The sequence below is a fragment of the Paenirhodobacter ferrireducens genome, assembly GCF_004022265.1.
GTDB classification, from domain to species: domain Bacteria; phylum Pseudomonadota; class Alphaproteobacteria; order Rhodobacterales; family Rhodobacteraceae; genus Rhodobacter; species Rhodobacter ferrireducens.
The window spans coordinates 1-15541 of record NZ_SAVB01000003.1 but is presented as its reverse complement, the minus strand read 5'-3'; the positions used below and the strand labels follow the sequence as shown (position 1 = coordinate 15541).

Below are 15541 nucleotides of genomic sequence, written 5' to 3'. Positions count from 1 at the left end.
GTGCCGGCCCGGCCCGCCTCGGGACGGCGGCCTCAGCCGCCGCTGATCTCGGCGCGGAAGGTGAAGGGCTGCAAGGCGGCGCGCAGCGTCGCGGCATCGCCTCCGGCCAGCGTGACATGGGCGAGCATGCCGCGGGCGGGGTCCTGTTCGACCCGCACCTGAGCCAGCGCCACCCCCGCCCCGGCGGCAGCCTCGCGCAGCACGCTCTCGATCTCGCGCATCACCAGCGCCGGCTTGAAGATCTTGCCCACCGCGGTCACCGGCATCGCCTCGATGATGTGGACCACCTTCGGCCGGGCGGCGCGCTCGCCGATCTCGGCCTCGGCCCAGGCGGCGATCTCCTCGGGGCTCAGCGTCGCGCCGGGCTTCGGCTGGACATAGAGCACCGGCACCTCGCCGGCATGGGCGTCGGGACGGCCGACCGCGGCGGCGAGCGCGACCTGCGGGTGATGGTGGATCGGGTTCTCGATCGTGGCGGGGTCGATGTTGTGGCCGCCGCGGATGATCAGCTCCTTGCGCCGGCCGGTCAGCCAGAAGAAGCCGTCGCCATCCTCGCGCCCGAGATCGCCGGTGTTGAGCCAGCGTTCGCCGGCGATCTCGACCCAGGCGGCGGCGGTCTGCGCCGGATCGACATAGCCGGCAAAGACATTCGGACCGTTCAGCAGCAGGCTGCCCGCCTCGTCGGTGTCGCACCAGCGCCGGAACCGGCCCTCCGCGTCCAGCTCGGCGGCGCGCATCCGCTGATAGGGCAGACGCAACCCGATCGAGCCGATCCGCGGCGCACCGTTGGCCGGATTGAGCGAGGAGACGCAGGCGCCCTCGGTCAGCCCGTAGCCTTCAAGGATCTTCAGCCCGGTCGCGGCCTCGAACTTGCCGAACAGCGCCGCCGGCATCGGCGCTGCGCCGCAAACGGCATATTCGAGCGACGACAGGTCGTGCCCTTCGACCGGCGTCGCCAGCAGTGCCGAGAGGATCGTCGGCACCGAGGAGAAGATGGTGACGCGGAACCGCTCCACCACCTCCCAGAACCGCGCGAGCAGCTCGGGCGTGCGGTAGCCCGCTGCGCCACCGAGCACCACCGCACCGCCCTGCATCCAGACCGCGAGCCCGGTGACGAGCTGGGCGTTGACGTGGAACAGCGGTAACCCGCAGAAGGCAACAGTGCCCGCGTGCAGCAGCTGCGGATGCGCCGCGGCGATCGCCCAGGCGTCGAAGATCTCCGAGCGCTGGCTGCGCCGGGCGATCTTCGGCAGACCGGTGGTGCCGCCAGTGCAGAAATAGGAGGAGATATCCTCCGCCTCGGGCGGCGCGAAGCTGAGCGCGCGCCCCGGCGCGGCGGCACGCAGCCGGTCGAAATCGCGCACTGGAACCGCGCCGATGCTCTCGCCCGGCGCGACCGGGCCGACCTTCAGCACGAGCCGCAGGCAGTCGGTCGCGCCGGCGGCGGCGACCGCCTTTTCCCAGATCTCGGGGGCGATCTGCGGCCCCGCGGCAACCAGCATCCGGGCCCCTGCGGCGCCCAGCAGCGCGGCGATTTCCTCAGCGCCAAGCGCGGGGTTGAGCGCCATCACGATGCCCGCAGTCTCGCCGCCCCAGATCGTCCAATGCGTCTGCGGCAGGTTCGGCAACAGATAGGCCACCACGTCGTCGCGGCCGAGCCCCTCGGCGCGCAGCATGTTGGCGGTGCGGGTGATCTCTTCCGCGAAGGCGCGGAACGACCAGGTTTCTGGCCGCTCCATCGCCTCCATCCCCGGGAAATAGGCCAGCGCCATGGCCTCCGGCCGGGCGGCGGCGGCCTGCCGCAGCGCCGCGTAGGTGCTCGTCGGAAGTCCCCGCCGCGCGAGCGGCGTCGCCTCGATGCGCAGGACGTCCGCCAGATCCGAGATTCCCTCGGGAAGTTCCGTCACGCTCATGCTGTCTCCTTCTCCTTCGTGATCGCAGGTTGGTTGAGGGAATAGGCACCGACCAGCCAGTCGAGCTGCCCGTCGCCGGCCCCCGGCGCCATCACGTCGGCGACGATCCGGTCGGGGCGAACGAGGACCAGCGCCGGGCGCCGGCCCAGCCATTTCGCCAGCGCCCCTTGCGGGTCGCGGATCGCGCCGCCGGTCTCGACACCGAGAAGCCGCGCGCCGAGCCGGTCGAGCGTGTCGCGGTCCTTCCGGCCGAGAACCGTCTCCGGCTCGACGCCGAGACCGACCAGCGCGAACCCCGGCCCCATCAGCGCGTCAAGCCGCGCGGCCCGGCCCGCCACCGACAGCTCGGGCGTTTCGATGAGCCGCCCGACCCGCCGGTGCGCCCGTCGCCGCACGAGAGGAGAATGACGCTGCACATTATGCGGCACCGGGTCGTTGCGGTCGATGTAATCGCGCAGCGGCGGAACGCTCCAGATCAGCCGCATGAGGCGGTCGCGCATCCAGGCCTGCACCGGCCGCGTCGTCATGATGAAGCCGCCGAGCCGCACCGCGAACCCCGTCGCCCGGTGCAGTTGCGGCAGGCGTTCGGGGCGATAGCTGTCAAGGATCTCCGCCCCGAACCGCCCCTGCAGCACGCCAGCGAGCTTCCACGCAAGGTTGCCCGCATCGCGCACACCGCCGACCAGACCCTGCCCCGCGAAGGGCGGGGTCACATGCGCCGCATCGCCGGCAAGCAACAGGCGGCCGACGCGGAATTCCGCCGCATAGCGGGCATGGAAGGTGTAGATCACGCAGCGTTCGATGCCGAAGCCCGCGCCGCCGCCCTGCTCGGCGATCCGGGCCCGCACCCAGGCGTCGGAAGACACTTCCGCCTCGTCGTCGCCGGGCATCACCAGGAACTCCCAGCGGCGCCGTCCGCCGGCATTCGGAACCGTCAGCGCCGGCCGCGCCGGATCGCAGAAGAAGAAGATCCCGTCCTCGGGGAACTGGTCCTCGAGCGTGTCGACCACGACCCATTTCTCGGTGAAGGTCTCGCCCTCGAACCGCAGCCCCAGCGCAGCGCGGGTCGGGCTCGAGCCGCCGTCGCAGGCGACGGCATAGCGCGCGCGCAGCATGCCACCGCCAAGGTCGAGCATGACGCCGTCGTCATCCTGCACGACCGCACACACCTCGGTGCCGCGCCGGAGTGTGACTTGCGGCAGCTCGGCGATCGCCTCGCTCAGACCGCGTTCGAGATCGGGCTGGTAATAGGTCCCGCGCGCGGCGAAGCCGAAAGCCTGCGGGCACTGGGTGAACGACCACAACACCTTGCCCTTCGCGTTCAGATAGCGCACCCCGAGGTCGTGAACGAAGGATGCCTCGATCCGCTCGAGCACCCCCACCGTCCGCAGGCTGCGCATCAGCTCGGCGTCATAGGCGATGGCACGCGGCGTGGTGAACGGTTCGTCGCGTTTCTCCAGCACACAGACGCGGACGCCCGCCCGTCCCAGCTGCAGGGCCATCATCAGCCCGGTCGGGCCGGCGCCGATGATGGCGACGTCGCAGTCGAAATTCTTCTGAGGCATGGTCTCCCTCCCCTTTTCTTGCGGTCTTGGCGCTCCCGCTCCCCGCTCCTCCGGGAAGTGCCTCGGGCGCACCGGAATGAGGTTCAGCCGGCCGCGAGGCCGCGCAGCGCGACCTGAGCGCTCGGTCGGGCGAGCAGCGCCTCGGCATAGGCTGACAGCGGCGCGGGCACGGCGATGCCCAGTGCCCGCGCCCAGACGAGAATGTAGAACAGCGCCGCATCCTCGATGCCGATCCGGCTGCGCGCACACAGCGCCGCGCCGTGCTGTGCCGCCACCGTCGCAAGCCCGGCCTCGACCTCGCGACGGCCGAGCGCGCGCAAGCTGTCCTGCGCCGCCGGGTCGGCCGAGAATTTCTGCGGCATCGCAAGGAAGGTGAAGCCGCGCATGTGGATCGAGGCGACGAGGAACTCGACCAGTTCGAGCACCCGTGCCTGGCCGTCGATCGTGTCGGGCCAGAGCTCGGCCGCGCCATGGCGGCGGCAAAGCCAATAGGCGATCGCGGGAAATTCGGTCAGCGCCGTCCCGTCGTCGAGAATCAGCGTCGGAACCTTCCCTTTCGGGTTCATCTGCCGGAATGCCGTGTCGTTCTGCTCGCCCTTGCGCAGGTCGATCGCTGCCAGCGTATAATCGACGCCGAGTTCTTCGAGCAGAAACACGATCCCCATCGAGCACGCGCCCGGGGAGTGAAATAATGTAAGCATGGCTGGTCCTCCTGAAGACCTCCTAGCTGAAAAAATAACAAAAATGAAGAAAAATTAATTTTTCTGGAATTGTCGTTTGACACGAATCTCGTTTTGACCACGTAGTCACTGCGAGATGTCGGTCGACGCCCCGGCATTTCACATTGCAACCGTCCCGCACGGCCCGGACAGGAGGAGGTTTCGGTCCGGATCTGCCCCCGATCCGCCGCAGGCGGTGCGATCGGCGGCGGGGTCATGCCGGGATGTTACACCCGAACGGAGGAGACCCGAGAAATGCCCCCAGAAACTCCCGCAGCCATACCTGATATCGAAGTGCCGGTGCTCGTCGTCGGCGGTGGCGGCGCTGGCCTGACCAGCTCGATGCTGCTGTCCGGGCTCGGCGTCGAGCATCTTCTGGTCAGCGCGCTGCCGACCACCTCGACCCTGCCCAAGGCGCATGTGCTCAACCAGCGCAGCATGGAAATCCTCGAGGATGCCGGTGTCGCCGAGGCGATCTATGCCCGCAGCACCCCGGCCGAAAACATGCGGGCGATGGGGTGGTATGCCGGGCTTGCCGGCGCCGACCCCGATCTCGGCCGGACCATCGCCAAGATCGAGTGCTGGGGCGACGGCGGTCAGAATGTGAACTGGCAGCAGGCAAGCCCGCTGCGTTCGGCCAACTTGCCCCAGATCCGGCTCGAGCCGGTCCTGCGGGCGCGGGCCGAGGCGCTGAACCCGGGCAATGTCCGCTTTCATCACGAGCTGACGCGGCTCGTGCAGGACGCGGAGGGTGTCACCGCCTGGATCACCAATCGCGACGACGGGTCCGAATACACGGTGCGGGCGCGCTACCTGCTCGGCTGCGACGGCGGGCGGACAATCCCGCGGCTCGTCGGCATCGCGCATCAGGGGCTCGGCGTGATCGCCCAGACCGCGACGGCGCATGTCTCGGCCGACCTGTCGCAACTCGCCCGCGATCCCGACGTGCTGATCCGCTGGATCTGGTGTCCGGCGATCGGCGAGATGGCGGTGCTGGTGCCGATGGGCCCCGACCATTGGGGGCCGGAGAGCGAGGAATGGGTGTTCCACATCACCTATCAGGGCGAAGGGCCCCACGATCTGACCGACGAGCAGATCGTCGCGAACATGCGGCTTGCCCTCGGCATTCCCGAGCTGCCGATGACCGTGCACAAGATCACCCGCTGGGCACTCGAAGGGGTGCAGGCAGAGCGATTCCGCGCCGGCCGGGTGTTCCTCGTCGGCGACGCCGCGCATCGCCATCCGCCGACCGGCGGGCTCGGGCTGACAAGCGGCATTCAGGATGCGCACAACCTGTGCTGGAAGATCGCCGCGGTTCTGGCCGGTCAGGCCGGGGCGTCGCTGCTCGACAGCTACGAGGCCGAGCGCGCCCCGGTGGACGGGCACAACATCCGCCGCTCGATGGAAAACTCGATGGGCCACATGGCGATCGGTCGGGCGATGGGGCTTTCCCCCGAAGCCACCGCCGCGCAGAACTGGGCCAAGGTCAAGCGGCTGCTGAGCGGCCTGCCGCAGGATGCCGCGCACCGCGCCACCGCGATGCGCGCGATCCGGGCGCTCAGCATGGAGGCGAATGAGCTGAACGTCGAATACGGCTATCGCTATGCCTCCGGCGCGATCGTCGGCGACGGCAGCACGCCCCCGGTGAATGTCGACGAGATCCGGCTTTACGAGCCGAGCACCTTCCCCGGCAGCCCGCTGCCGCATGCCTGGCTTGACGACGAGGCCGGCAGGCGGCTGCCGATCAAGGACCTCGTGCGCCCCGGCCGGTTCCTGCTGATCGCCGGCGAGAATGGTGCGGCCTGGTGCGCCGCGGCCGAGGCCCTCGCCCGCGCCAACGACCTGCCGCTCGACGTGCGGCGCATCGGCCATCTCGACGGTGACCTGTTCGATCCGCGGCTGATGTGGGCGCGTTCGCGCGGCATCTCCGAGACCGGCGCGGTGCTGATCCGGCCCGACCGGGTGGTGTGCTGGCGTCAGGCGGAAGCGGGCGACGCGCCCGCCGCAAGCCTCGCCGCGGCGCTTGGCACGGTGCTCGGCCGGCACCTCGTCGCGGGCTGAGGACCGGCTCCGGCCGGCCACGGCCCCCCGAAGCCCCCGCCCCGGCAACAGCCGGGGGCGGCCCCCCGCGCCCGGACGTCGCCGGGGGTTGACCTGGGGCGGCTCTGCAGGCAGGTCGCTGTGCAGGACCGAAGCGACGAAAAGGGCCTTCGATGGCGCGGGTGAACCTGGAACGTCGGGCGGAGATCGGCCGCGAGAAGCGGGCGCGTACGCGCGCGCTGATCCTCGCGGCAGCACGCGGCTGTTATGCCGATCCGGCCGCGCCCCAGGTCACTGTCGAGGTCTTGACCCGTGCCGCCGGGGTCGCAAAGGGCACCTTCTACGTGCATTTCCCCGACCTGAACACGCTGGAGGCGGAGCTGGGCGACGAGATCATCGACGCGCTGGCGCAGCGCCATCAGGCCGTGCTCGAAATCGTGTCCGACCCGCTGACGCGGATCGCGACCGTCACCATGATTTTCCTGCGCGATCTGGCACAGGCCCCGGCGCGGGCGCGGCTGGTGTCGCATGCCGTTGCCGCATTGCCAGATTTCGCACAGGCGGTTCAGGCCCGGCTGCACAACGACCTGGCCGAGGCCCGGGATGCGGGGCGCCTTGCCGTCGGTGCGCCCGGCCTCGCCGCGCAGATCGTGGTGACGATGGTCGCGCAGGGGGCGCAGATGCTGGGGAGGGGCGCGCTTGATGCGGCCGGGGTTCCCGATCTCGTGCGTGCCCTCCTGCGCGCCCTTGGAAGCCCGCCGGACGACGCGGCGACCCGTACCGAGACGGCCATTGCGACGGCCGAGGCGATCGCCCGGACGCACAACCTCTGACCCTCTGCGGCGCGCCTCCATCTTCCCTGCTGTTCAAAAGCGACCTGCACCGCAGACGCGCCATGCCGACCAGCACATCTGCCCGGCCGGACCGCTGCTGATCTCTGCGCCGGTCCGGCTGGGCATAAATATCAAAATAATTCACAAAAATTAATTTTCTTTAAAATATCATCGAAACGGCTTACCCATGGACAGGCCGCTGGGAGACCCCGGTGCGGTTGCCGGCATCGCACTGCGGTGCCGCATCCGGGAGCGGCACATGCCATGGGAGAGGTGCCTTCGGGCACGGAGGGAGGAAAAATGAAGGACATTATGCTGACGGCCGTCGCCGTCATGCTCGCCGCAGGGGCCGCACAGGCCGGCGGAGTGGAGCGATCGAGCCAGTCGGTCGGCATCCTGTTCGAACAGGGCCGCTATGCCGAGATCAGCGCCGGCGGCGTAGCCCCCGACGTTTCGGGGACGGGGCTGGACAGCATGACGACCGGGATCGCGGGAACCGGCGACGTGACGCCGGGCTTCGGGGCTGCCGGCCTCGGTTACAAGCAGCCGCTCGGCGACCGGGTCGACCTGGCGATCATCCTCGACGAGCCGATCGGCGCGAAGTCGCATTACCCCGACGACAGCACCTACCTGTTGCGCGGAGTGACCGGGCAGATCACCTCGGCCGCGGTCACCACACTGCTGCGCTACAAGATGGCGAACAACTTTTCGGTCTATGGCGGGCTGCGGGCGGTGCGGACCTCGGGGCGCACCGAAGTGCCGCTTGCCGGCTACACGATGAAAACATCGACCGAGACCGATTACGGCTATGTCCTCGGCGGTGCCTGGGAAAAGCCAGAGATCGGGGCGCGGATCGCGCTGACCTACAATTCCAAGATCACCCACCGGTTCGATGCGACCGAACGGTTCGGCGCCGCCACCATTTCGGACGGGTTTTCGATGACGGTGCCGGAATCGGTCAATCTCGAGTTCCAGACCGGCCTCTCCCCCCGGACATTGCTGCTGGGGTCGGTGCGTTGGGTGCACTGGACGCAGTTCGAAATCGCGCCCCCAGCCTATGCCGCGGCGATCAACCCGCTGACCTCGCAGCCGTTCGGCCCGCTCGTCAGCTATGCGTCGAACACCACGACGCTGAACCTCGGCCTCGGCCGCAAGTTCAACGACGTCTGGTCCGGGGCGGTGATGCTCGGCTACGAGAAGACCAGCGGTGACCTCGTCCCCGACCTCGGCCCGACCGACGGCTTCAAGTCGATCGCCCTCGCGGCAAGCTACCAGGCCTCGGAGACGATCCGGATTTCCGGCGGCGTGACTTATGTCGACATCGGGGATGCCAAGGCCCTGGCCGGCCGCTTCAGCGGCAACTCCGCCTGGGCCGCGGGACTGCGCATCGGTGTGACCTTCTGATCCCGGCCCGAGGGGCCCGGCCGGCCGCACCGGGCGCCGCGGCGTTCCGGAGCGGTCCCCGGGCACCTCCCCCACACATGTCCGCATGCCGTTCCAGTCCCGGGGAGGCTGCGACAGGGGGCGGATGACCGAAGGCGGCGCCGGCTCCCGCGGACGGCGGGCGCGCGCCTCGCCGGCATGTGGCATTTGGAAGCAGCCGGCCGGATGCTCCCGGGGCCGGGCACGGCGGGGCCACAGATCCGCGGCCGGCCGGCGAATCGCCCCGGCCCGCGACGGCCGCGCTCAGGCCTGTTTCGCGAGGCGCTCCTCGAGCACGTCGAAAGGCACGCCGGGCTCGTCCTTGGCGCAGCGGATGACGAGCGAGGTCTTCACGCTTGCTACGTTGTCGGCCGGCGTCAGCTCGCCCATCAGGAAGGACTGGAAGGTCGAGAGGTCGGGCGCCACGCATTTCAGCACGAAGTCGATCTCGCCGTTCAGCATGTGGCACTCGCGCACGAGCGGCCAGGCCCGGCAGCGGTTTTCAAAGGCGCTGAGGTCGGCCTCGGCCTGGCTTTGCAGCCGCACCATGGCGAAGACCTGCACCTCGAAGCCCAGCTCGCGCGGGTTCACGTCGGCATGGTAGCCGCGGATATAGCCCGCCTCCTCGAGGGTGCGCACCCGGCGCAGGCAGGGCGGCGCCGAGATCCCCACGCGCTTGGCCAGTTCGACGTTCGTCATGCGACCGTCCGCCTGCAACTCGGCCAGGATCTTCCGGTCGATCTCGTCAAGCTTGGTGCTGGCCATCTTACCCTCCGCAGTTGCGCAGAACTTATCCGCGAGAAGAAGATGGCGCAATAATCTTTCGCCCGAACCGCTGCAAGAGCAATTCGACCGGTTTTCAAAGCGTTTTGGCCGAGGGGTTCCGTCGGCGCCCGTCTATGCCTATATCTGCGGCGCCAGAAACCGGGAGGCTGCCATGGGCGAGACCAAGAAGACACGCGTTCTGATCATCGGGTCGGGGCCCGCCGGCTATACCGCCGCCGTCTATTCCGCGCGCGCGATGCTGAACCCGGTGCTGGTTCAGGGCATCCAGCCCGGCGGCCAGCTGACGATCACCACCGAGGTCGAGAACTGGCCCGGCCGCACCGCGGTCGAGGGACCCGAGCTGATGGTGCAGATGGAAGAACATGCCCGCACCATGGGCACCGAGATCATCTCGGACACGATCACCAGCCTCAACCTCGGCGACCGGCCCTTCGTCGCGCTCGGCGACTCCGGCACCACCTATGTCGCCGATGCGGTGATCCTGGCCACCGGGGCGCAGGCGCGCTGGCTCGGCCTGCCCTCGGAAGAGACGTTCAAGGGCTTCGGCGTCTCGGCCTGCGCCACCTGCGACGGCTTCTTCTATCGCGGCAAGGAGGTCGTGGTGATCGGCGGCGGCAACACCGCGGTCGAGGAGGCGCTGTTCCTGACCAATTTCGCCACCAAGGTCACGGTGATCCACCGCCGCGACAGCTTCCGCGCCGAGAAGATCATGCAGGACCGACTGTTCCGCAACCCGAAGATCGAGGTGATCTGGGATTCGGTTCCCGAAGAAATCCTCGGCGACGAGACGCCGCTTGGCGTCACCGGGGTGCGGATCCGCAACGTGAAGACCGAAGCGGAAACCGTGGTGCCCTGTGACGGCTTCTTCGTGGCGATCGGCCATGCCCCCGCCTCGGAGCTGGTGAAGGATCAGCTCAGGCTGCATGGCGGCGGCTATGTCTGGGTGCAGCCCGGCACGACCCGCACCTCGATCGAGGGGGTCTTCGCCGCCGGCGATCTGACCGACCACACCTATCGCCAGGCGGTGACCTCGGCCGGCATGGGCTGCATGGCCGCACTCGACGCCGAGCGCTGGCTGGCCGAACAGGAATAAACCTGTCGGGCGGGCGGGAACATTTGTGGTCCCACCCGCCTGAAATCGCGAAATTTGGCCCGAAATGGTGCCGAAAAGCCCAAAAATCGGCTTTTTTCCGCTGCTCCTTTCCCCGATGCTTGCCACAAGCGCGCTTTGCACGCTAAGGCCCGCGCAGGATGCCATCGGTGTTCTTTCGGCATTTCACGTCAATCAGACAGGTCCAGTAATGTCCCTCCCCAATCTCGCCCCGATCCCGGAGCTCTATGTTTCCCATGAATCCGCGCAGAAGCTGAAGATCGAGGCCGGCAACCTCGTTTCGTGGGACCTGACGCCGCGGCAGATCTGTGACCTCGAGCTGCTGATGAACGGCGGTTTCTACCCGCTCAAGGGCTTCCTGAGCGAAGAGGATTACAACTGCGTCGTCGAGGACATGCACCTCGCCAACGGGGCGCTCTGGCCGATGCCGATCACCCTCGACGTCAACGAGAAATTCGCCGACGGCATCGAGCCCGGCACCGACATCGCGCTGCGCGACCAGGAAGGCGTGATCCTCGCGATCCTGTCGGTCACCGACAAATGGGTGCCGAACAAGGCCAACGAGGCCGCCAAGGTCTTCGGCGCCGACGACCTCGCCCATCCGGCGGTGAACTACCTGCACAACACCGCAGGCGCGGTCTATCTCGGCGGCCCGATCACCGGCATCCAGCCGCCGGTGCATTACGACTTCAAAGCCCGTCGCGACACGCCGAACGAACTGCGGGCCTATTTCCGCAAGCTCGGCTGGCAGAAGATCGTCGCCTTCCAGACCCGCAACCCGCTGCACCGTGCGCACCAGGAACTGACCTTCCGCGCTGCGCGTGAGGCGCAGGCGAACCTGCTGATCCATCCGGTCGTCGGCATGACGAAGCCCGGCGACGTCGACCACTTCACCCGCGTGCGCTGCTACGAAGCGGTGCTCGACAAATACCCGCAGTCGACCACGACGATGTCGCTTCTGAACCTTGCCATGCGCATGGCCGGCCCGCGCGAAGCCGTCTGGCACGGGCTGATCCGCCGCAACCACGGCGTCACCCACTTCATCGTCGGCCGCGACCACGCCGGCCCGGGCAAGAACAGCGCCGGCAAGGACTTCTACGGCCCCTATGACGCGCAGGAACTCTTCAAGAAATACGAAGAGGAAATCGGCGTCACCATGGTCGACTTCAAGCACATGGTCTATGTGCAGGAGAAGGCCCAGTACTACCCCGCGAACGAGGTGCCGGAAGGCTGCACCGTGCTCGACATCTCGGGCACCGAACTGCGCCGCCGCCTGCGTGAAGGCCTCGACATTCCGGAATGGTTCTCCTTCCCGGAAGTCGTGACCGAACTGCGCCGCACCTCGCCGCCGCGCTCGAAGCAGGGCTTCACCGTGTTCTTCACCGGCCTCTCCGGCTCGGGCAAGTCGACGATCGCCAACGCGCTGATGGTCAAGCTGATGGAAATGGGCGGCCGCCCGGTGACCCTGCTCGACGGCGACGTGGTGCGCAAGCACCTGTCCTCGGAGCTCGGCTTCTCGAAAGAGCACCGCGACATCAACATCAAGCGCATCGGCTATGTCGCCTCCGAGATCACCAAGAACGGCGGCATCGCGATCTGCGCCCCGATCGCGCCCTACACCGCGACCCGTCGCGCCGTGCGCGAGATGATCGAGGCCTACGGCGCCTTCGTCGAGGTCCACGTCGCCACCTCGCTCGAGGAATGTGAAGCGCGCGACCGCAAGGGTCTCTACAAGCTCGCCCGCGAAGGCAAGATCAAGGAGTTCACCGGGATCTCGGACCCCTATGAAGCGCCCGCCACCCCCGAGCTGCGCGTCGACACCACCGGCGTCGACGTCGACCACTGCGCGCATCAGGTGATCCTGAAGCTCGAATCGATGGGTCTGATCAAGGCCTGAGCCGCAGGCTCCCCGAAATGACGAACGCCCCGGCCTGCGCCGGGGCGTTTCGCTTTTCCGCCCGGATTTCGGGGACGAGGCCCCGCCCCCGGCTCAGTGCACGTTAACCGCCTGCACCTCGTTCTCGCGCGCCAGCGCAAAGGCCATCCAGCGATCCTTGACGAGGGCAAGCCGCTCGCCATTCGCGTCACACAGCGCGTAAAGCTGAGTCAGCCCCGCCGCCTGCGCCTGGATCTCTTCTGGCAGCTCTGCCACCGCCACCGGCCGGACATAGACGATGCGCTCGCCCGTCTCCGTGCCGAAATCAAATCTCGTGTCCATTTCAGCCTCCTTGCCTGATGTTCACCGCCGCCGGATCGGGATCGACTGCACCACCGGATCGGGCATCACCCGCTTCAGATCGACATGCAGCAACCCGTTCTCGAGCCCCGCCCCCGCCACCTCGACACCGTCCGCCAGCACGAAGCTGCGCTGGAAGGCGCGTGCGGCGATGCCGCGGTGCAGGAAAATCCGCTCGCCCAGATCGTCGGCCTGTCGGCCGCGGATCACCAGCGCCCGGTCCTCCATGGTGATCGCGAGGTCATCCTCGGCGAAGCCCGCCACCGCGAGGGTGATGCGGAAGGCGTCGGGGCCGTTCTGTTCGATGTTGTAGGGCGGATAGGAGTCGGAGCCGGACTTGGCCGTCCGCTCGACAAGGCGCTCCAGCTGGTCGAAGCCCAGCAGGTAGGGATGCGCGCCAAAGCTCAGTTTCGTCATCAGGCAAGCCCTTGATCAGCGACATTGCGGTTGCGGGCCCCGCGCTGCGGCAACCCGTTCCGCACAGATATGGGCAGGCGATGCCGCAGCTGCAAGGGGGTCATGCCGCCGGGGCGCACCGCGAATTTTTCCCCGCAACCGCAAGGAATTGCTATATTTGTCCTCAGCCGGGGGCCGAGTCGCCCGCGCGCCTTGCAAGCCAGAGCCAGTCAGAAGCCCGAAAGCCGGACATGAACGCCCACAGCGATGCCCCCGTCGAGATGAACACCGAAGAAGTGCTGCAGCTGAAGCTTGCCGTGCTGCGGCGCGAACATCGCGACCTCGACGAGGCGATCGCGGCGCTTGTCGACACCGGCCACCCCGACCAGCTGCGCATCGTGCGGCTGAAGAAGCAGAAATTGTCGCTCAAGGACCAGATCGCCCGGATCGAGGACCGCCTCACCCCCGACATCATCGCCTGATGGCGGCCCCTGCCCCGCCCGCCCCCCTTGCCGTTCCGGGCCCGCCGCCTATAGTGCCCGCGCGACAACAGCGAGGGCGGCGATGAGCGTGAAAGTGGGAATCATCATGGGCAGCCAGTCCGACTGGGCGACCATGCGCGAGGCGGCGGCGGTGCTCGACGAGCTCGGCGTTCCCTACGAGAAGAAGATCGTCTCGGCCCACCGCACCCCCGACCGACTCTGGAGCTATGGCAAGACCGCGGTCGAGCGCGGGCTCCATGTCATCATCGCCGGCGCCGGCGGGGCCGCGCATCTGCCGGGCATGATGGCCTCGAAGACCCGCGTGCCGGTGATCGGCGTGCCGGTGCAGACGAAGGCACTCTCGGGCGTCGACAGCCTCTATTCGATCGTGCAGATGCCGAAGGGCTTCCCCGTCGCCACCATGGCGATCGGCGCCGCGGGTGCGGCGAATGCCGGGCTGATGGCCGCCGGCATCCTTGCGATCTCCGACCCCGCGCTCGCCGTCCGTCTCGACGCCTGGCGCGCCGCCCTTTCCGCTTCCATTCCCGACGAGCCGCAAGATGACTGAGACCCTGAAACCCGGCGCCACCATCGGCATTCTCGGCGGCGGCCAGCTTGGCCGCATGCTCTCGGTCGCGGCCTCGCGCCTCGGCTTTCGCTGCCACATCTTCGAACCCGGCGCCGAGCCGTCGGCAGGTCAGGTTGCCTGGAAGGTGACGACCGCGCCTTACGAGGACGAGGCCGCACTGACCGCCTTTGCGGAAAGCGTCGACGTTGTGACCTATGAATTCGAGAATATCCCGACCGCCGCGCTTGACCTGATCGAGCGGCTGCGCCCGATCCACCCGAACCGCCGGGCACTGGCGATCTCGCAGGACCGGCTGCAGGAGAAGGCCTTCCTGAACGGGATCGGCCTTGCCACCGCCCCCTGGGCCGCGGTCGAGGACATGGCCTCGCTCGAGGCGGCGCTCGCCACGATCGGCACGCCCTCGATCCTCAAGACCACCCGGCTCGGCTATGACGGCAAGGGCCAGGCGCGGATCAAAGCGCCCGAAGACGCTCCGGCAGCGCTTGCCGCAATGGCGGGCGCGCCCGCCGTGCTCGAGGGCTTCGTCGAGTTCAGCTGCGAGATCTCGGTGATCGCGGCGCGCGGCCTTGACGGTTCCGTCTCCTGCTTCGATCCGGGCGAGAACGTGCACCGCAACGGGATCCTGCACACCACCACGGTGCCGGCGCGGGTCTCGCCCGCGCTGCGTTCGGATGCGGTGCTGATCGCCGCGAAGATCCTCAACGCGCTCGATTACGTCGGCGTTCTGGGGGTCGAGCTTTTCGTCACGCCGAAGGGCCTGCTGGTGAACGAGATCGCGCCGCGGGTCCACAACTCGGGCCACTGGACGCAGGCAGGCTGCACCGTCGACCAGTTCGAACAACACATCCGCGCGCTTGCCGGATGGCCGCTTGGCGACGGCAGCCGCTATGCCGATGTCGAGATGCTGAACCTGATCGGCGACGATGTCGCGCAGGTGCCGGCGCTGGCGAAGGAGCCGCGCACACAGATCCATCTTTACGGCAAGGCCGAGGCCAAGCCCGGTCGCAAGATGGGCCACGTCAACCGCGTGCTCTGAGCGCCGGGGCTCTGCCCCGGACCCCGAGGTATTTCAGGCAAGATGAAGAGGCTTTCATCTTGCTCAAAATACCTCGGGGTGAATGGGCCGCAGGCCCAGAGGGGCAGCGCCCCTAGCCCTTGCGCAGCGACAGCGCGATGCCTCCCAGAACCAGCACCGCCGCTGCCCAGAAGCGCGGCCCCGGCACCTCGGCGAGGAGCAGCGCTCCGCCAAGGGCGGCCAGCACCGGCACTGAGAGCTGCGCGACGGCGGCAAGGCTTGCGGCAAGGCGCGGCACCACCGCATACCTGAGCACCTCCCCGAAAATTGGACAGTGACGGAAGCTACGATCTGACGTCTGCTGGTCTCCAAGAACGAGGAGATCAGAACATGTCGAAACGCAGAAATCACGACGCGGGCTTCAAGGCTCGCGT

15 protein-coding genes are annotated in these 15541 nt (G+C 68.1%); 8 read left to right on the top strand and 7 right to left on the bottom strand.

What is annotated here, in order from left to right; translation table 11 throughout:
• Nucleotides 1-32 precede the first annotated feature (32 nt).
• The 3 genes from EOW65_RS02770 to EOW65_RS02760 all read right to left on the bottom strand — a co-directional run bounded on the left by EOW65_RS02770 (nucleotide 33) and on the right by EOW65_RS02760 (nucleotide 4179).
• Nucleotides 33-1913, bottom strand: coding sequence for an acyl-CoA synthetase (locus EOW65_RS02770; protein ID WP_128147488.1), 1881 nt, complete (start codon nucleotides 1911-1913; stop codon nucleotides 33-35).
• The gene (locus tag EOW65_RS02765; RefSeq protein ID WP_128147487.1) at nucleotides 1910-3478 is read right to left on the bottom strand and encodes a bifunctional 3-(3-hydroxy-phenyl)propionate/3-hydroxycinnamic acid hydroxylase; all 1569 of its coding nucleotides are present in this window, start codon (nucleotides 3476-3478) and stop codon (nucleotides 1910-1912) included. The genes EOW65_RS02770 and EOW65_RS02765 overlap by 4 nt, the downstream gene beginning before the upstream one ends.
• Nucleotides 3479-3561: 83 nt before the next feature.
• Nucleotides 3562-4179, bottom strand: coding sequence for a glutathione S-transferase family protein (locus EOW65_RS02760; protein ID WP_128147486.1), 618 nt, complete (start codon nucleotides 4177-4179; stop codon nucleotides 3562-3564).
• 273 nt (nucleotides 4180-4452) lie between these two features.
• Here EOW65_RS02760 and EOW65_RS02755 point away from each other — a divergent pair, with 273 nt between their 5' ends.
• From EOW65_RS02755 to EOW65_RS02745, 3 genes are all read left to right on the top strand, one after another.
• The gene (locus EOW65_RS02755; protein ID WP_128147485.1) at nucleotides 4453-6258 is read left to right on the top strand and encodes an FAD-dependent monooxygenase; all 1806 of its coding nucleotides are present in this window, start codon (nucleotides 4453-4455) and stop codon (nucleotides 6256-6258) included.
• 152 nt (nucleotides 6259-6410) lie between these two features.
• Nucleotides 6411-7070 (top strand): TetR/AcrR family transcriptional regulator, encoded by a 660-nt coding sequence (locus EOW65_RS02750; RefSeq protein ID WP_128147484.1) that lies wholly within the window; start codon nucleotides 6411-6413, stop codon nucleotides 7068-7070.
• A gap of 300 nt (nucleotides 7071-7370) precedes the next feature.
• A complete protein-coding gene (locus EOW65_RS02745) occupies nucleotides 7371-8474 on the top strand; it encodes an OmpP1/FadL family transporter (protein WP_128147483.1) in 1104 nt (367 codons plus the stop codon).
• Nucleotides 8475-8756: 282 nt separating this feature from the next.
• Here EOW65_RS02745 and EOW65_RS02740 read toward each other — a convergent pair whose 3' ends face one another.
• Nucleotides 8757-9257 carry an Lrp/AsnC family transcriptional regulator gene (locus EOW65_RS02740; RefSeq protein WP_128147482.1) on the bottom strand — a complete coding sequence of 167 codons (501 nt, stop codon included), beginning with the start codon at nucleotides 9255-9257 and terminating at the stop codon, nucleotides 8757-8759.
• 172 nt (nucleotides 9258-9429) lie between these two features.
• Between EOW65_RS02740 and trxB the strand changes: the two genes are divergently transcribed.
• Nucleotides 9430-10371 (top strand): thioredoxin-disulfide reductase, encoded by a 942-nt coding sequence (gene trxB / locus EOW65_RS02735; RefSeq protein ID WP_128147481.1) that lies wholly within the window; start codon nucleotides 9430-9432, stop codon nucleotides 10369-10371.
• Nucleotides 10372-10579: 208 nt separating this feature from the next.
• Nucleotides 10580-12286 carry a bifunctional sulfate adenylyltransferase/adenylylsulfate kinase gene (locus EOW65_RS02730; RefSeq protein WP_128147480.1) on the top strand — a complete coding sequence of 569 codons (1707 nt, stop codon included), beginning with the start codon at nucleotides 10580-10582 and terminating at the stop codon, nucleotides 12284-12286.
• 93 nt (nucleotides 12287-12379) lie between these two features.
• Here the strand turns inward: EOW65_RS02730 and EOW65_RS02725 are convergent, their stop codons facing one another.
• Both EOW65_RS02725 and EOW65_RS02720 read right to left on the bottom strand, forming a co-directional pair.
• Nucleotides 12380-12607 carry a DUF1150 family protein gene (locus EOW65_RS02725; protein ID WP_128147479.1) on the bottom strand — a complete coding sequence of 76 codons (228 nt, stop codon included), beginning with the start codon at nucleotides 12605-12607 and terminating at the stop codon, nucleotides 12380-12382.
• A gap of 21 nt (nucleotides 12608-12628) precedes the next feature.
• Entirely contained in the window at nucleotides 12629-13042 is a 414-nt protein-coding gene (locus EOW65_RS02720) for an Hsp20 family protein (protein ID WP_128147478.1), read from the bottom strand.
• A gap of 230 nt (nucleotides 13043-13272) precedes the next feature.
• On the opposite strand from EOW65_RS02720, the gene EOW65_RS02715 reads away from it, so the two are divergent.
• The 3 genes from EOW65_RS02715 (at nucleotide 13273) to EOW65_RS02705 (ending at nucleotide 15128) form a co-directional block, all read left to right on the top strand.
• Nucleotides 13273-13503 (top strand): YdcH family protein, encoded by a 231-nt coding sequence (locus tag EOW65_RS02715; protein WP_113899282.1) that lies wholly within the window; start codon nucleotides 13273-13275, stop codon nucleotides 13501-13503.
• A gap of 82 nt (nucleotides 13504-13585) precedes the next feature.
• Complete coding sequence (purE, locus tag EOW65_RS02710) at nucleotides 13586-14071, top strand: 5-(carboxyamino)imidazole ribonucleotide mutase (RefSeq protein WP_128147477.1); 486 nt, start codon at nucleotides 13586-13588, stop codon at nucleotides 14069-14071.
• Complete coding sequence (locus EOW65_RS02705; RefSeq protein WP_128147476.1) at nucleotides 14064-15128, top strand: 5-(carboxyamino)imidazole ribonucleotide synthase; 1065 nt, start codon at nucleotides 14064-14066, stop codon at nucleotides 15126-15128. The genes purE and EOW65_RS02705 overlap by 8 nt, the downstream gene beginning before the upstream one ends.
• A gap of 112 nt (nucleotides 15129-15240) precedes the next feature.
• Here EOW65_RS02705 and EOW65_RS02700 read toward each other — a convergent pair whose 3' ends face one another.
• Nucleotides 15241-15423, bottom strand: a complete 183-nt coding sequence (locus tag EOW65_RS02700; RefSeq protein WP_128147475.1) for an EamA family transporter — start codon at nucleotides 15421-15423, stop codon at nucleotides 15241-15243.
• Nucleotides 15424-15541 lie beyond the last annotated feature (118 nt).

Excerpts from the sequence above, each read along its gene's own strand:
- EOW65_RS02770 (WP_128147488.1), bottom strand. The coding sequence starts at position 1,913 with ATGAGCGTGACGGAACTTCCCGAGGGAATCTCGGATCTGGCGGACGTC.
- EOW65_RS02765 (WP_128147487.1), bottom strand. The coding sequence starts at position 3,478 with ATGCCTCAGAAGAATTTCGACTGCGACGTCGCCATCATCGGCGCCGGC.
- EOW65_RS02760 (WP_128147486.1), bottom strand. The coding sequence starts at position 4,179 with ATGCTTACATTATTTCACTCCCCGGGCGCGTGCTCGATGGGGATCGTG.
- EOW65_RS02755 (WP_128147485.1), top strand. The coding sequence starts at position 4,453 with ATGCCCCCAGAAACTCCCGCAGCCATACCTGATATCGAAGTGCCGGTG.
- EOW65_RS02750 (WP_128147484.1), top strand. The coding sequence starts at position 6,411 with ATGGCGCGGGTGAACCTGGAACGTCGGGCGGAGATCGGCCGCGAGAAG.
- EOW65_RS02745 (WP_128147483.1), top strand. The coding sequence starts at position 7,371 with ATGAAGGACATTATGCTGACGGCCGTCGCCGTCATGCTCGCCGCAGGG.
- EOW65_RS02740 (WP_128147482.1), bottom strand. The coding sequence starts at position 9,257 with ATGGCCAGCACCAAGCTTGACGAGATCGACCGGAAGATCCTGGCCGAG.
- trxB (WP_128147481.1), top strand. The coding sequence starts at position 9,430 with ATGGGCGAGACCAAGAAGACACGCGTTCTGATCATCGGGTCGGGGCCC.
- EOW65_RS02730 (WP_128147480.1), top strand. The coding sequence starts at position 10,580 with ATGTCCCTCCCCAATCTCGCCCCGATCCCGGAGCTCTATGTTTCCCAT.
- EOW65_RS02725 (WP_128147479.1), bottom strand. The coding sequence starts at position 12,607 with ATGGACACGAGATTTGATTTCGGCACGGAGACGGGCGAGCGCATCGTC.
- EOW65_RS02720 (WP_128147478.1), bottom strand. The coding sequence starts at position 13,042 with ATGACGAAACTGAGCTTTGGCGCGCATCCCTACCTGCTGGGCTTCGAC.
- EOW65_RS02715 (WP_113899282.1), top strand. The coding sequence starts at position 13,273 with ATGAACGCCCACAGCGATGCCCCCGTCGAGATGAACACCGAAGAAGTG.
- purE (WP_128147477.1), top strand. The coding sequence starts at position 13,586 with ATGAGCGTGAAAGTGGGAATCATCATGGGCAGCCAGTCCGACTGGGCG.
- EOW65_RS02705 (WP_128147476.1), top strand. The coding sequence starts at position 14,064 with ATGACTGAGACCCTGAAACCCGGCGCCACCATCGGCATTCTCGGCGGC.